Origin of the sequence: Scandinavium manionii, from assembly GCF_024764775.1 — a bacterium.
Classification (GTDB): Bacteria; Pseudomonadota; Gammaproteobacteria; order Enterobacterales; family Enterobacteriaceae; genus Scandinavium; species Scandinavium manionii.
The window spans coordinates 101603-115996 of record NZ_JALIGC010000031.1 but is presented as its reverse complement, the minus strand read 5'-3'; the positions used below and the strand labels follow the sequence as shown (position 1 = coordinate 115996).

At 54.7% G+C, this 14394-nt stretch carries 15 protein-coding genes; 7 read left to right on the top strand and 8 right to left on the bottom strand.

The annotated features are described in order from the left end of the window. Positions 1-335 precede the first annotated feature (335 nt). Positions 336-965 (top strand): transporter, encoded by a 630-nt coding sequence (locus MUU51_RS03005; protein WP_258967073.1) that lies wholly within the window; start codon positions 336-338, stop codon positions 963-965. 236 nt (positions 966-1201) lie between these two features. After that, positions 1202-1822, top strand: a complete 621-nt coding sequence (locus tag MUU51_RS03000; RefSeq protein WP_159773836.1) for a LysE family translocator — start codon at positions 1202-1204, stop codon at positions 1820-1822. On the opposite strand, the gene MUU51_RS02995 is transcribed toward MUU51_RS03000, so the two are convergent. From MUU51_RS02995 to MUU51_RS02970, 6 genes are all read right to left on the bottom strand, one after another. Beyond that, positions 1809-2438, bottom strand: coding sequence for a DUF1109 domain-containing protein (locus MUU51_RS02995; RefSeq protein WP_258967072.1), 630 nt, complete (start codon positions 2436-2438; stop codon positions 1809-1811). The genes MUU51_RS03000 and MUU51_RS02995 overlap by 14 nt on opposite strands. Next, entirely contained in the window at positions 2425-2994 is a 570-nt protein-coding gene (locus tag MUU51_RS02990; RefSeq protein WP_159758427.1) for an RNA polymerase sigma factor, read from the bottom strand. The genes MUU51_RS02995 and MUU51_RS02990 overlap by 14 nt, the downstream gene beginning before the upstream one ends. A gap of 54 nt (positions 2995-3048) precedes the next feature. After that, entirely contained in the window at positions 3049-4272 is a 1224-nt protein-coding gene (locus MUU51_RS02985) for a protein-disulfide reductase DsbD family protein (RefSeq protein WP_258967071.1), read from the bottom strand. 35 nt (positions 4273-4307) lie between these two features. Then, a complete protein-coding gene (locus tag MUU51_RS02980; protein WP_159773830.1) occupies positions 4308-4871 on the bottom strand; it encodes a peroxiredoxin in 564 nt (187 codons plus the stop codon). Positions 4872-5034: 163 nt separating this feature from the next. Continuing rightward, complete coding sequence (locus MUU51_RS02975) at positions 5035-5913, bottom strand: aldo/keto reductase family oxidoreductase (protein ID WP_258967070.1); 879 nt, start codon at positions 5911-5913, stop codon at positions 5035-5037. 108 nt (positions 5914-6021) lie between these two features. Beyond that, complete coding sequence (locus MUU51_RS02970) at positions 6022-7251, bottom strand: amino acid permease (RefSeq protein ID WP_258967069.1); 1230 nt, start codon at positions 7249-7251, stop codon at positions 6022-6024. A gap of 218 nt (positions 7252-7469) precedes the next feature. On the opposite strand from MUU51_RS02970, the gene MUU51_RS02965 reads away from it, so the two are divergent. The 4 genes from MUU51_RS02965 (at position 7470) to wzz(fepE) (ending at position 12113) form a co-directional block, all read left to right on the top strand. Further along, positions 7470-8651, top strand: a complete 1182-nt coding sequence (locus MUU51_RS02965; protein ID WP_159773818.1) for an acetyl-CoA C-acetyltransferase — start codon at positions 7470-7472, stop codon at positions 8649-8651. A 333-nt stretch (positions 8652-8984) separates the two neighbouring features. Further along, on the top strand, positions 8985-9821 hold the full coding sequence (gene kduI / locus MUU51_RS02960) for a 5-dehydro-4-deoxy-D-glucuronate isomerase (RefSeq protein ID WP_159773816.1): 837 nt from the start codon (positions 8985-8987) through the stop codon (positions 9819-9821). Between the two features lie 60 nt (positions 9822-9881). Further along, on the top strand, positions 9882-10643 hold the full coding sequence (kduD, locus tag MUU51_RS02955; RefSeq protein ID WP_159773814.1) for a 2-dehydro-3-deoxy-D-gluconate 5-dehydrogenase KduD: 762 nt from the start codon (positions 9882-9884) through the stop codon (positions 10641-10643). Between the two features lie 345 nt (positions 10644-10988). Then, positions 10989-12113, top strand: a complete 1125-nt coding sequence (wzz(fepE), locus tag MUU51_RS02950) for an LPS O-antigen length regulator Wzz(fepE) (RefSeq protein ID WP_258967068.1) — start codon at positions 10989-10991, stop codon at positions 12111-12113. Between the two features lie 58 nt (positions 12114-12171). On the opposite strand, the gene MUU51_RS02945 is transcribed toward wzz(fepE), so the two are convergent. Beyond that, complete coding sequence (locus tag MUU51_RS02945) at positions 12172-12495, bottom strand: cupin domain-containing protein (protein ID WP_159773810.1); 324 nt, start codon at positions 12493-12495, stop codon at positions 12172-12174. Positions 12496-12630: 135 nt separating this feature from the next. On the opposite strand from MUU51_RS02945, the gene MUU51_RS02940 reads away from it, so the two are divergent. Then, complete coding sequence (locus MUU51_RS02940; protein WP_258967067.1) at positions 12631-13323, top strand: aspartate/glutamate racemase; 693 nt, start codon at positions 12631-12633, stop codon at positions 13321-13323. Here MUU51_RS02940 and MUU51_RS02935 read toward each other — a convergent pair. Further along, entirely contained in the window at positions 13310-14257 is a 948-nt protein-coding gene (locus MUU51_RS02935) for a LysR family transcriptional regulator (protein WP_159773806.1), read from the bottom strand. The two genes, MUU51_RS02940 and MUU51_RS02935, sit on opposite strands and share 14 nt — an antisense overlap. Positions 14258-14394 lie beyond the last annotated feature (137 nt).

Here is a 14394-nt window from a genome sequence, read left to right as displayed (position 1 = left end):
CTTTTAGTTACATTTGAGGAACCAAAAGTCAACATAGCCTAATGCGTTCAGCAGGCAATAGGGGAAGGCCTTCTCTCTGCCCGAAGTGTGATTTCTGGCATTTTTTAAGCAATAAACACCATTAAAACCACGAAAAGAGCGTGAGCCTTAGCTTGTTTACGCGTTACTACCGGGCCAAAACGCAGGCGTAGCTGTTCACTGACCCTGCCCCGCAAATAGCCTGCGTGACCACTTACAAACTCGAATGTTAGAAAAGTGTAGGAATAACTCGATAAGCCAATCTGCGTGTCTCTGAACGTTGTAACATCGCGTTAGATACACTTAATGGGATTGTTATGTTTTTAGTACGCACCATGATTTACATTCTTCTTGCTGCTGTTCTGGCAAGTGCTGTGTTGTTCGGTTTGTGGCTCGATGTGCATGTTTTGCAAGATAAACTCGGCGAGATATCCGTAACCGAAACACTTCAAGCAGGAATGCTTGCGGCGATAATAGTCATTCACTTCAAGTTGGTTAATGACTCCGCATTCATGCGTAATTGTAATCTCCTGATCGGTGGTTTTTTCCTTGCGATGCTGATTCGGGAACTCGATGGTTTATTCGATCTCATCTCTCACGGTAGCTGGGTATGGTTTGCTTTATTCTCCTCCATCATTGTGATTGCTTACACAGCAAGACATCCTCGCAGGACATTGGCTGAACTTTCACGCTATCCGCTTACGCCTTACTACGGAATGATGATTTCCGGGTTGCTATGTATTTTAGTCTTTTCAAGATTGTTCGGTATGCACTCGCTATGGGAATCGGCGCTCGGAGATGAGTATCTTCGGGTGGTGAAAAACATGGTTGAAGAAGGCGCTGAGTCGTTCGGTTATACGTTGTGCCTGACAGCAAGCATCGCTTATTACTTCTACCAGCTTAGAGCAGAGCGTAGTTTGAACGAGCAACCACCAACGGTCTCATAGAAAACAGGGGACATTGCGCCCCCTGTTGTCATTTCTTTAAGCGATACGCCCGCCAACCACTAACAGTTTTTAAATCGCACATGATGCGCGCAGCGAATCTGTGAACGCCGAATGAGATAGAAAAACGACGTTTTCTGTCGGGCATGATGACGACATTTTCGCGATATCATTCTTGAGTTTTGATGTTGCCACATTGTTAATTTTTGCGTAATCTCCACGCTTTCGGAGACGTAAAAATGTCCGTCACAGATTCCCTCCTCGCATTCACTTTCGCCGCAGCGTTATTAACGCTGACCCCCGGGCTTGATACTGCATTAATTCTACGAACGTCGGTTGCCGAAGGCGGCAAAAAAGCCGTCCATGCGGCGCTGGGCATCGATCTGGGCTGCTTTATCTGGGGGGCTCTGGTGGCGTTTGGCCTTGGCGCGTTGCTGGCGGTGTCGGAGCTGGCATATACGGTGCTGAAATGGTGCGGAGCAGCATATCTGTGCTGGCTGGGTATTCAGCTGCTGCTGCGCCCGCGACAGCGTTTTACCTTGCAGGTTGAAGGCGATGTGCGCAGTAGTAACTGGTTTTTGCGCGGAATGTTGGGCAATGTGCTGAACCCAAAGATGGGCGTGTTTTACGTCTCGTTTCTGCCGCAGTTCATTCCTGTCGGGCACTCGCCGATTGTCTGGACCTTCCTGCTGGTCTCAATTCACGTCTGTCTGGGGACATTGTGGTCGCTGACGCTGATTGTGGCATCGGGCTATGCGGCAGATGTGCTAAAAAAACAGGCGGTGGTGAAATGGATGGATCGCGCAACCGGCGCCGCGTTCCTGCTGTTCGCGGCGCGTCTGGTGCTCAGTAAGCGCTAACCCAACGCCAGCCTAGCGCTACCGTTGCACCGATGATGGTGACAATCGCCGCAAGGTGCATCAGGAAATCTTCCGGGTGCAGATGCACCGGATGGCAGAACGTCAGCAGCGCGAGCGCCATCGCCGCCACGCCGGTGCCGGATAGCGCCAGGCTGCGCAGCGGATTTAACGTGCGGGTCCTGCGCAGATAGCCAATGACCAGCGCTACCATCGGCACGCTGACCGTGACCATAAATGTGTAGCAGTGGGTATCATGCAGGCTGCTGGCGGACAACGGCGGGTGGCCAATATTCACCAGTACCGACCCCAGCCACACCATCGCCAGCACCATCAGCCAGCGCATATTCAGCGGGCGGCGTCCGGCAATACTCAGAGTGAACGCCGCATTGATCGCCAGCAAGCCAAAGGTAAACGCCAGCCCCAGTTGCGTCATCGCCCACGCCGCACCCGGCTGCGACCAGTCGGTGGCGGTGCGCTGAAGCAACAGGCTCGCCAGGGCACCCGTGGGCAGGGCCAGCAGTACCCAACTCACCACGCGCCAGCGTACCGGCAGAGTGCGTTTTATGGGGGCCGCGCTTCGGCTGAGTTTTTCGATTAACGCCTCATGACTGTCCATGATGGGCTCCATAACGACGAAGATTGTTCAACGCCCGGTGTAGCAGCGATTTGACCGCGCCGACCGTCAGATTATTGGCCTGAGCGGCTTCGGCGAGGCTCATTTCCTGTAAATGCACATCTTCCACCAGCTGACGCTGGCGCGCGGGCAGCTGGTTTAAAAATCCGTCCAGCTCCTCGCCGACGTCCAGCATCTCAGCCTTGAGGGCCAGTGCGTTGTCGGGCACGTTCAGCGTTGCCTCATCCTCAACCACTTCCCTTCGGTCGCGGCGTCCGCGACGGCGCAGGGCATCAATGGCGCGGGCCTGAGAAATCGCCATCAGCCAGGGCAGAAAAGGGCTGGCGGGATCGTAGGTATGCCGAATCCGGTGCAGAGTGAGCAGCACGTCCTGAATCACGTCTTCGGTCAGCACCTCGTCGTCCACCTGTTTGCGGACTATCGCGCGAATGACCGGCACCAGCGTCTGCAACAGCTGCGTATACGCCTGCCGGTCACCTGCCTGGGCGCGCGCCATAAACGCAGGCCACGCATCGCGCGGGACTTCCACCTTACCCATATTCCGCCTTGCTGCTTGACGCCGGAACGGTCTGGCGCGCCGCTGCTGCGGAGATCACGCCTTTTTCCCGGCCGCCTGATTAAGGGCGTTGACCACAATGCTCGGGGTCAACACCTGAGGCAACACTTTCGGTGCGCCGCCGTCGGCAGGATATACCACGTACATCGGCAATCCGCCCTGACCGAACTGGCTGAGCGCGTCATCGACATCAGCATTAAACTTAGTCGAATCTGCCACCATATACAGCGTGCCGGTGCGCGCCAGTGCCTCTTTCACGGCCTGGGTCGACAGCGAGGTTTTATCGTTCACTTGACAGGTGATGCACCACGACGCGGTAAAGTTAACGAAAATGGCTTTACCGTGCCCCCGCTGATCCGCCACGGTTTGCGGCGTCCATTTGATTGGCGCGGTGCTGACGGTGGTTTCGACGGATTCAACTGGCTTCATCACGCCCGGGAGCGGCAGCAGAATCGCAACCAGCAGCGCGACAGTGACGGCGTACATCACCCGATAACCGCGTCCGGCGAGATGCCGACGCTGGGCAATCCCGTACAGCCAGGCGGCGAAACTCAGCACCACCGAACCAGCCAGCAGAGTGCCGAGCGCCGTAGTACCAGCCTGTTGCGCCAACACCCACACCAGCCACGCAAACGCCCCCAGCATCGGGAACGCTAACGCATGTTTGAGGGTGTTCATCCACGCCCCAGGGCGCGGCAGACGTTTGGCCAGCGCCGGGAACAGTGAAATCAGCGTAAACGGCGCGGCAAACCCCAGCGCCAGCGCAAAGAATATCGCCAGGGAAACGACCGGAGGTTGAACCAGCGCGTAGCCGATAGCGCTCGCCATGAATGGGGCCGAGCACGGCGTGGCGACGATGATCGCCAGTGCACCGGTCAGCGCCGAGCGCATAAACGCCCCGCGTCCGAGGGAAATTTCCCCCGCGCGCTGGAGCGATAAGCCGACTTCAAACACGCCGAGCAGGTTCAGCGCCGCACCGAGAATGACCAACGCCAGCAGGGCAATCACCAGCGGCGACTGAAGCTGAAAGCCCCAGCCAACCGCCGCGCCACCGGCCCGCGCCGCCAGTAATATTCCGGCCAGCATCATCATGGTGACGATGACCCCGAGCAGGAAGCCGAGGCCCTCGCGGCGGGCGCTGGAAAGATCGCCGTCATGGCGGATCAGGCCGAACGCCTTTAGCGAAATCACCGGAAATACGCACGGCATAAAGTTGAGAATAATGCCGCCTAAAAAGGCGGCGAACAGGGCGGTTAGCATAGCGCGTCTCTATTTGCTTTCAGGAGTGCCAGCGCTCAGGAGTGCGACTGGGCGTACTGTTTCACCGCATCCATGGTTTTCTGGATGTGGGCGTCCGGGTTACGGTCGGTGTAGCTCAGCAGGATTTTTCCGTCCGGCGCAATGACAAACGAAGTGCGGTCAGACAGCGTTTTACCGCCCATTTGCATTTGCGTCTGGTACTCCGCGGCGACTTTCGCGCCCGGATCGGCGGCGACCGCAAATTTGTTACGGCATTCCAGCTGGGAGAATTTCCCGACCTGATCGACGTTCCCGGCGGTGACACCAATCACCGTCGCGCCCAGCTTTTTAAAATCATCGGTAGCTTCAGCGAAATCATGGGCTTCCAGCGTACAGCCTTTGGTGAATGCCGCCGGGAAGAAGTAGAGCACCACCGGGCCTTTTTGCAGGGCCTGCTGCAGTGAGAAGGTCAGCGGTTTACCCGCCAGCGCACCTTGCAGCTGGAAAGTGGGCGCCTGAGCACCCGCCGGTAGAGCGGCGTCAGCGTTGAACGCCATCAGCGAAAGGCCAAAGGCCGCGGCGGCGGTCAGCAGAGATAAGCGATGTTTTACAGCAATCATGGTCAGCTCCAGTCACGTAAGGGAAAAGGTCTTCTCCTACAGTTCGCCGGAGGTGATGAAAAAGTTACGCTGGCGTAAAAAAATAGTGGGCGAGGGCGTTGGGATGCGGAAATAAACGTGTGCCGTCGGCATGTAAACCAGACGGCACAACGGGGGGAGTGACTTAGTGCTGCGCTGCCTGTGGCAGGTTATTCAGCACGTCCAGCGCCTCTGACCGCAGCGTGAGCGCGGCGGCGGCAAGGTTCTCATTCAGATGACCGAGTGAGGACGTGCCTGGGATCAGCAGGATGTTTGGCGAACGTTGTAGCAGCCAGGCTAGCGCGACCTGCATTGGCGTGGCATCGAGGCTGGCCGCAATGTCGTTGATTTCCTGAGATTGCAGCGGTGAGAAACCACCGAGCGGGAAGAACGGGACGTAGGCAATGTTCTTCGTCGCAAGGCTGTCGATCAGTGCGTCATCGTGACGGTTCGCCACGTTATAGAAATTTTGCACGCAGGCGATGTCGGTCATTTTCATGCCGTCTTCCACCTGTTTTGCGGTGACGTTGCTCAGACCGATATGGCGAATCAGGCCACGGTCTTTCAGTTTAATCAGCGTTTCCAGCGGTTCTTCCAGTGAACCTTCTGCCGGGCCATGCACGCTAATCATGCTGCGCAGGTTGACCACGTCCAGCACATCCAGACCGAGGTTACGCAGGTTGTCTTCGACTGCCTGAGTCAGCTCCGGCGCAGACAGTGCGGGCAGCCAGTTCCCTTGTTCATCACGACGGGCGCTGACTTTGGTCACGATGGTCAATTCCTGCGGATAGGGATGCAGCGCTTTTTTGATCAGCTGATTGGTCACGTGCGGGCCGTAGAAATCGGAGGTATCAATGTGGTTCACGCCTGCGTCGATCGCAGCCTGCAGGACTTTTACCGCCATCTCAGGGTCTTTCGGCGGGCCAAACACACCCGGACCGGCGAGCTGCATCGCACCGTAACCCAAACGCCAAATTTCGCGATTGCCAAGAGTAAAGCTGCCGGACTGTTTAACGCTGGACATATTAGTTTCCTCATTATGGCTTTAGCGGTTAAGTGTAAACCGATTGCCTGAGGAAAGTGGGTAAGAAAGTTTAACGGAATGTGCGGCAGTCACCTGCCGCATCAGAGATTAGCCGAAGAACATCACCGAGACGCAGAGTAAACCGACAATCAGGGTGATAAAGCTGCCGACCGAGCGATACGGTTTTAGGGCCGGGATCAGGTACGTGGAGAGCGTTGGCATGATGAACAGGATCATCGCAATCAGCGGGCCACTGATGGCATAAATCATCGAGATGGCATTCGGATTAATGCAGCACACCACGAAGGTCAGGGTAGACACCAGCAGAATCGAGGTCGCGCGGTTGAAGGCGCGGCTTTTACGAATGCCCGCCTGGTTCAGCGTCGCCCGCACGATTTCACTCGCTCCTTCAATCACGCCAAAATAGGTACCGAGGAATGATTTCGACATCGCCACGATAGCCACAATAATGCCGGATACCGCCAGCCAGTGCGGTGCCGCAGGCATCATTGCCAGCGCGGAAAGAATGGTCACACCCTCGTTTTTGGCGTTGGTGATGTAGCCTTCCGGAATCGCCAGCAGGCAGCTGATTACGAAGAACAGCACGCTCAGGCAGATGATGAGATAGGCAACCCGCATAATTTTTTTGCATTTATCCATTGCCTCATCGCCGAACTTTTCGCGTCTGTCGATGGCGAATGTCGAGATAATTGGCGTATGGCTAAAAGCGAAAACCATCACGGGGATTGAGATCCACACCTGGTGCAGCGTGTGTGGGGTGAACGTCAGTTGGCCGCTGAACATCGCCGGTTGCCAGGAACTGGTCAGATACAGCGACAGGAACAGGAAGTAGCCAATCAACGGGAATACCAGGAAACCCATCACTTTTAGCGTCGCGTGGCGGCCCATCAGGAAAATCAGATTCAGCACCAGCACCACCGCCAGACTCACCAGCATCCGCACCCCGAGCGTCACCGTTATATGCTGAGCCAGCTGTTCGGTGAGGGAGTTAGTAATGGCGACCGCATAAATCAGCACCACCACGAAGAAGGCGATGAAATACAGGGCAGTGATCAGATTGCCAATTTTCTTGCCGTAGTAGTGGTTCACCGCACCGGTGATCCCGATGTTGGCTGGCAGGTTAGCGGAGAGAATAAAGCGACACAGCGCGCGGTGCGGCCAGTAGGTTAATGGCCACGCGACCAGGGCCGTAATCAGGAGCACCATTGCCCCTGCGGAGCCTAACTGAATCGGTAGAAACAAGGTGCCCGCACCCACCGCAGTACCATATAACGCGAAACTCCACAGAGTTTCGTCTTTTGACCATAGTTTTGACATTTTTTGAATATTTAAACCGGATAACTAAAAAACAGCGGCGAGTTTACCTTATTTCAACCAGGGCGGGGGAGGGAGAATTGGGGTTAGTTATTCAAGGTAAAATGAATGTTATATGACGGTCATTTTCTTTGTGATAAAACTCACTTTTTTTAAACAATTACGATAATTGTTGATAACAACGCTCTACTATAGCGCTGATTATTTGCGCTGAGGTCGGGATGAAAGATGTCGTTATCGTAGGTGCAGTTCGAACGCCGATTGGTTGCTTCCAGGGCGCATTGTCGTGCTTTACGGCCGTTGAACTGGGAAGTGTGGTGGTGAAAGCGCTGGTGGAACGTACCGGACTGGATCCCATGGAAGTGGATGAAGTGATCCTCGGACAGGTGCTGACGGCAGGCGCCGGGCAAAACCCTGCGCGCCAGTCCGCAATTAAAGGCGGCCTGCCCAATACCGTTTCTGCGATAACCATCAACGACGTTTGCGGCTCGGGGCTGAAGGCGCTGCATCTTGCGACCCAGGCCATTCAGTGCGGCGAAGCCGATGTAGTCATTGCAGGTGGCCAGGAGAACATGAGCCGCGCGCCGCACGTGTTAACCGACAGTCGCACCGGTGCGCGTCTGGGCAACAGCCAACTTATCGACAGCCTGGTCCACGATGGGTTGTGGGATGCATTCAACGACTATCATATGGGTGTGACGGCGGAAAACCTGGCGCGTGAATACGGTATTTCACGCGAGCTGCAAGACGCCTGGGCGCTCAGCTCACAGCAGAAGGCACGCCGGGCGATTGATTCCGGGCGTTTCCGCGATGAAATTGTGCCGGTGGTAAATCTGCAGAAAAACGGTCTGGCTCAGGTGGTGGATACCGATGAGCAGCCGCGCACCGACGCCAGCGCCGAAGGGCTGGCGCGCTTGATGCCGGCGTTCGACACACTCGGCTCGGTCACTGCGGGCAACGCATCGTCCATTAACGACGGCGCGGCGGCGGTGATGATGATGAGTGAATCCAAAGCGATGGCGCTTAATCTGCCGATTCTGGCGCGGATCCGCGCGTTCGCCAGCGTCGGCGTTGACCCAGCGTTAATGGGCATTGCCCCGGTTTACGCCACGCGTCGTTGCCTGGATCGCGTGGGCTGGCAGTTGAACGACGTTGATCTGATTGAAGCCAACGAAGCTTTTGCCGCGCAGGCGATTTCGGTCGGCAAAGTGCTGGAGTGGGATGAAAAACGCGTCAACGTCAACGGCGGGGCGATTGCGTTGGGCCATCCGATTGGCGCATCCGGCTGTCGTATTCTGGTGTCGCTGGTGCATGAGATGATCAAGCGTGATGCCCGCAAAGGGCTGGCCACGCTGTGCATTGGCGGCGGGCAGGGTGTGGCGTTGGCCGTCGAGCGCGAATAGCGTCTCCTTTATTGATTGCCCGGTGGCGCTCCGCTAACCGGGCCAACGACTTTCCTCTTCTGTACACATCTTTGTTTTTACACTCTCTTTCTTTAATGCGTGCGATCTCTTTTAAAGATTGCATAACGTAATGTTTTTAAATCAATTTACTAATTTCGTGTTGCTGGCTATTCGCCCGTAACGTGATCGCATTTGCATTTCTGGTATTTTAATGCAGAAAAAATGAAACGCTGTTTTATTTGCAATTGAAAAGACTCTGGCAGAGGATTAAGATGACCTCAACGGAAAAGCAAAACCGCTTTTCAAAATGAATCACTTTTGCTGGAGGTTAACGTGGACATCAGACAAAGCATCCACAGCGCGCACGCCAAAACCCTCGATACCCAAGGGCTGCGCAACGAATTTTTAGTTGAACAAGTATTTGTCGCGGATGAATACACGATGGTTTACAGCCACATCGATCGCATCATCGTGGGCGGGATTATGCCGGTGGCGAAGACCGTCTCCGTCGGTGGCGAAGTGGGCAAGCAGCTGGGTGTTAGCTATTTCCTCGAACGCCGTGAACTGGGTGTGATTAACATTGGCGGGCCTGGCACTATCACGGTCGACGGCAAGTGCTACGAAATCGGCCATCGCGATGCGCTGTACGTCGGTAAGGGGGCGAAAGAAGTGGTGTTCGCCAGCGTCGATTCGGTAAAACCGGCGAAGTTTTACTATAACTGCGCGCCAGCACACAGCACCTTCCCGACCAAAAAAGTGACCCCTGCCGATGTGGCACCGGTGACGCTCGGCGATAACCTCACCAGTAACCGTCGCACGATCAATAAATACTTTGTACCGGACGTTCTGGAAACCTGTCAGCTCAGCATGGGCCTGACCGAACTGGACCCGGGCAATCTGTGGAATACCATGCCGTGCCATACCCATGAACGTCGGATGGAAGTCTATTTCTATTTCAACATGGCCGATGACGCCTGCGTGTTCCACATGATGGGACAGCCACAGGAGACGCGGCATATCGTGATGCACAACGAACAGGCGGTGATTTCACCGAGCTGGTCTATTCACTCAGGCGTGGGCACTCAGGCTTATACATTCATCTGGGGTATGGTTGGCGAAAACCAGGTCTTCGATGATATGGACCACGTTGCTGTGAAGGATCTGCGCTAGGTCGCGGACAGCCAATAAACTTGCCTGTCTGAAACAGGCGCGAAATGATAAGGACTTACTATGATTCTCGACACATTCTCACTGGCAGGCAAAGTCGCGGTAGTCACCGGCTGTGACACTGGTTTAGGGCAGGGCATGGCGATTGGTCTGGCAGAAGCGGGCTGCGATATCGTCGGTATTAACATCGTCGAGCCGACTGAAACGATGGAGCAAGTCACCGCCCGCGGTCGTCGCTTCCTGAGCCTGACCGCCGATCTACGTAATATCGACGGCATTCCTCAGCTGCTGGAGCGCGCGGTGACCGAGTTTGGTCATATCGATATTCTGGTTAATAACGCCGGTTTGATTCGTCGTCAGGACGCGATTGAGTTCAGCGAGAAAGACTGGGATGACGTCATGAACCTGAACATCAAAGCCGTGTTCTTCATGGCGCAGGCAGCGGCGAAGCACTTCATCAGCCAGGGTAACGGCGGCAAAATTATCAACATCGCCTCAATGCTCTCTTTCCAGGGCGGGATCCGTGTGCCGTCTTACACCGCATCGAAAAGCGGCGTGATGGGCGTCACTCGTCTGCTGGCTAACGAATGGGCAAAACACGGGATCAACGTGAATGCGATTGCGCCAGGTTACATGGCGACCAACAACACTCAAATGCTGCGTGCCGATGAACAGCGCAGTGCCGAAATCCTCGACCGTATCCCTGCGGGCCGTTGGGGTTTGCCATCTGATCTGATGGGCCCGGTCGTCTTCCTGGCCTCCAGCGCCTCAGACTACATCAACGGTTATACCGTTGCGGTAGATGGCGGCTGGCTGGCGCGATAATCTCTCAGATTTTGAATGATAGCCCCACTGAATAGTGGGGTTTTTCGTATATTCACACGATAAATGCAATGGGCGTAAATCGACGGTGCGAATTTATACGCATTTTTATTGACAACAAGGGTCTGATTTTTGCGCACAGAGCTATGTGCATTAAAACAAGTAGCGGTATTAATCAACTACGTATTTGCGTAGGTATTCTCCGGGGCACGGAAAACAAAGCGCCAGTGCCTGGCTTGCCCCTGTGTAGTGTGCAATAGCGGATTTTCTGAAATTAAATGTTTTCAGAAAATTCTTGAGGGGATATATTGGAGCGAAATTACCTCCCTACGCAACGACCCGTACACTATGTCAACTATGGATATTAAACCGCAATCGGACGCTATTATTCCTTTCCCCCGTCCTGACAATGGGCATGAAATCGATCTCCTGGCGCTAGTAGACATCCTATGGCGCGCGAAAAAACGCATTCTGGGAACCGTCTTCAGTTTTGCGCTGATGGCGCTGGCGATTAGCTTCTGTGTGCCTCAAAAATGGACCAGCAGCGCGGTGATCACCTCGGCTGAGCGTACCCAACTGGTTCCGCTCAACACGCTTCTCGCCACGCTGAAGGTGCTGAACGTGGATATCAGCGTCGACAGCGCCAGTATTTTTAATCTCTTCATCAAGAAATTTAACTCTTCCGTAATGCTGGAAGAGTTCGTGAAATCATCACCGCAACTGATGAGCCAGTTCGACGGTGTCGACGTTGAACCCGCGGAGCTGTATCGCGCTGTGGTGGCGGTTTCTGAGAAAATGAAAGCCGTAGATGATGCGAGCAATAAGAAAGAACCCACGACGCCGTATCATACCTGGACGCTCTCTTTTACCGGTCCGCAGCCTGAAGAAACGCAAAGTATTCTGGCTGGCTACATGAAGTTCGTCGCGGATAAAGTGGTCAAACAGACCATGTCGAATATCAACGAAACCGTGGCGATGAAAATCCAGGTCGAAAAACAGCGTCTGGAGTTGGATCGCGCGAAGCTGGAATATGAAAAAGAGACCAAAATAAAACGTCTCAATTATTCTTTGCAGGTGGCAAAAGCGGCGGGAATTAATAAACCCGTGTACAGCAATGGCCAGACGATAAAAGACGATCCGGATTTCTCAGTGACCCTCGGCACCGACGGGATCAATAAGAAGCTGGAAATCGAAAAAGCCATGAGCGATGTCTCCGAGCTGAATGCCGAAATTCTTAACCGCGACTATCGCTTAAAAAAAATTGAGCAGCTGAATATTCAGAACGTTCAGTTCCCTGTCGTCAATTATCAGCTGTCACCGTCTTTGCCGGTGAAAAAAGATGGCCCAGGAAAATCGCTGATCGTACTGCTGGCGGCTCTGCTGGGCGGGATGATTGGCTGTGGCGTGGTGCTGTTCCAGCACGCTCGTGAATCTCGTCTGGCGCCACGGCTACTTGAGGAAAAAACGGCATAAGCGCGCGTTTTTCCCGGGTAAAAAAATCAGCAAAAAGAGAAGGGTAACCTTCTCTTTTTTATGACAGAAAATCTTCACGTATTGGCGTGAAGGTATCGAGCAGCACACCGGCTTTCAGGCACACGCAGCCGTGCATTATGTGGGGCTGTTTGTAGAGCGTATCCCCGGCGCGGACAATCTGCGTTTCATCGCCAATAGTAAATTCAAATTCGCCGGACAGCACGGTGGTCAGTTGCTCATGAGGATGATTGTGCATCGGCCCTACGGCCCCGGTCTCAAAATGCACTTCTACCGCCATCATTTTGCCACCGTGGGCCAGGATCCGACGGCTCACGCCGCTGCCCAAATCTTCCAGTATGGTGTCTTTATGCTGTACAAACATAGTCTGAACCTCAGAGTGAAACATTGTTTCATTCAACTTATCGCAGCCAGCCAGAAATGAAAACTTATGCGTGGAGAAGTGGAAAGTTGATCACAACTCTGTTTCACTGTCGAAAACACTGAAAAAGGAGATTCCATGAAAACGATTGGCCTGCTTGGCGGTATGAGCTGGGAATCGACGATCCCTTACTATCGTCTGATTAATGAAGGGATCAAGCAGCGCCTGGGCGGCCTGCATTCGGCGAAGATCCTCATGCACAGCGTTGATTTTCAGGAAATAGAAACCTGCCAGTCATCGGGTCAATGGGATAAAGCGGGCGAGATCCTCGCTGAAGCGGCGGCAAATCTGGAAAGCATTGGCGCCGAAGGCATCGTGCTTTGTACCAATACCATGCACAAAGTGGCCTCACACATCGAGCTACGCTGCGGCGTACCGTTTTTGCATATCGCTGATGCCACCGGGCGTGCGATTGAAAAACAGGGCGTTAAAAACGTGGCGCTGTTGGGCACGCGCTACACCATGGAACAGGATTTCTATCGAGGACGCCTCGAACAGGCATTTTCGCTGAACACGATTATTCCCGATGCCGACGAGCGCGCGCGTATTAACCAGATAATCTTTGAAGAGCTGTGCCTGGGTCAATTCACCGAGGTGTCACGCGCATACTATTTACAGGTGATTGAACGTTTGGTCGGTGAGGGCGCTGAAGGCGTCATCTTTGGCTGTACCGAAATTGGTCTGCTGGTGCCGACAGAACGCAGCCCCATTCCCGTGTTTGATACTGCGGCGTTGCACGCCTCCGACGCCGTTGACTTTATCCTTTCCTGACGCGGTTGAGCATCTCCTCCAACGGCGTGACCAGCGACGGCATGCCGTTTTGCAGGTGCGTGATAAACGCATCGACAAGCGCTGAGCCCGGTCGGTGCAGTGGACGAATCAGGCTGACGGTGAAGGGGACATCCACGCTGAATCGGCGGATCGCGATGCCACTGTTGTCTCCACCGTAGGCATAGTCCAGCGCGGTAAACGGGTTGACGACGGAAATCCCTGTGCCCGCCCGCACCATCGCGCAAATGGATGCCGCGCTGTGGGTTTCTACTACCATCCGCCGGTGCACGCCGTGTTCGGTAAACAGGCCGTCGAGCAACTGGCGATAGCTGTCCGTTCTGGACAGGCTGATGTAATTCTGGCCTTCAAAATCCTGCGGCGTGAGAACGGTTTTCTGGGCTAACGGATGCGCCGCAGGCAGCACGCATACTTCATTCATACTCAACAGCGGCGTACGTTCGGTGCCCGGCGGCGTGTGCAATGTTTCTGTCAGCCCTAAATCGTGGCGCTGAGCCGATAGCCACTCCTCCAGCAACGGCGACTCTTGGGGGACAATTTGCAGGCTGACATCCGGGTAGCGAGCGAGAAATGGCTGCAACAACGCCGGGAGAAAAGACTGCGAAAATACCGGCAGACACACCACCGATAGCTCGCCCTGACGAAATTCCCGCAGGCTTTCCGCGGTGCTGAGAATTCTGTCCAGCCCGTACCACGAGCGTTGCACCTCTTCGAATAGCCGCAGCCCCTGCACCGTCGGGTGCAAACGTCCACGGTTGCGCTCAAACAGTTTTAGGCCCAGCACTTTCTCAAGCCTGGCAAGCTCCCGGCTGACGGTTGGCTGAGAGGTGTGCAGCATCGCCGCGGCTTCCGTCAGGTTGCCAGTGGTCATCACCGCATGAAAAATTTCGATGTGGCGCAAATTTACGGCGGGCATGGTAATTCCTTTCATGACGTTATCTATACCCGTCGCCCTTCAAGTTGCAGGGGTGTTGGCTGCTCTCATTCACCCGAATCACTTACTTGAGTAAGCTCATCGGGATTCATTCGATTGCCGCCTACCTGCATCTTGAA

Coding starts and splice junctions, on each gene's coding strand:
- MUU51_RS02935 (WP_159773806.1), bottom strand. CDS start 14,257: ATGCCCGCCGTAAATTTGCGCCACATCGAAATTTTTCATGCGGTGATG.
- MUU51_RS02970 (WP_258967069.1), bottom strand. CDS start 7,251: ATGTCAAAACTATGGTCAAAAGACGAAACTCTGTGGAGTTTCGCGTTA.
- MUU51_RS02965 (WP_159773818.1), top strand. CDS start 7,470: ATGAAAGATGTCGTTATCGTAGGTGCAGTTCGAACGCCGATTGGTTGC.
- MUU51_RS02945 (WP_159773810.1), bottom strand. CDS start 12,495: ATGTTTGTACAGCATAAAGACACCATACTGGAAGATTTGGGCAGCGGC.
- MUU51_RS02985 (WP_258967071.1), bottom strand. CDS start 4,272: ATGCTAACCGCCCTGTTCGCCGCCTTTTTAGGCGGCATTATTCTCAAC.
- MUU51_RS02940 (WP_258967067.1), top strand. CDS start 12,631: ATGAAAACGATTGGCCTGCTTGGCGGTATGAGCTGGGAATCGACGATC.
- MUU51_RS03005 (WP_258967073.1), top strand. CDS start 336: ATGTTTTTAGTACGCACCATGATTTACATTCTTCTTGCTGCTGTTCTG.
- MUU51_RS03000 (WP_159773836.1), top strand. CDS start 1,202: ATGTCCGTCACAGATTCCCTCCTCGCATTCACTTTCGCCGCAGCGTTA.
- MUU51_RS02990 (WP_159758427.1), bottom strand. CDS start 2,994: ATGGGTAAGGTGGAAGTCCCGCGCGATGCGTGGCCTGCGTTTATGGCG.
- kduD (WP_159773814.1), top strand. CDS start 9,882: ATGATTCTCGACACATTCTCACTGGCAGGCAAAGTCGCGGTAGTCACC.
- MUU51_RS02980 (WP_159773830.1), bottom strand. CDS start 4,871: ATGATTGCTGTAAAACATCGCTTATCTCTGCTGACCGCCGCCGCGGCC.
- MUU51_RS02975 (WP_258967070.1), bottom strand. CDS start 5,913: ATGTCCAGCGTTAAACAGTCCGGCAGCTTTACTCTTGGCAATCGCGAA.
- MUU51_RS02995 (WP_258967072.1), bottom strand. CDS start 2,438: ATGGACAGTCATGAGGCGTTAATCGAAAAACTCAGCCGAAGCGCGGCC.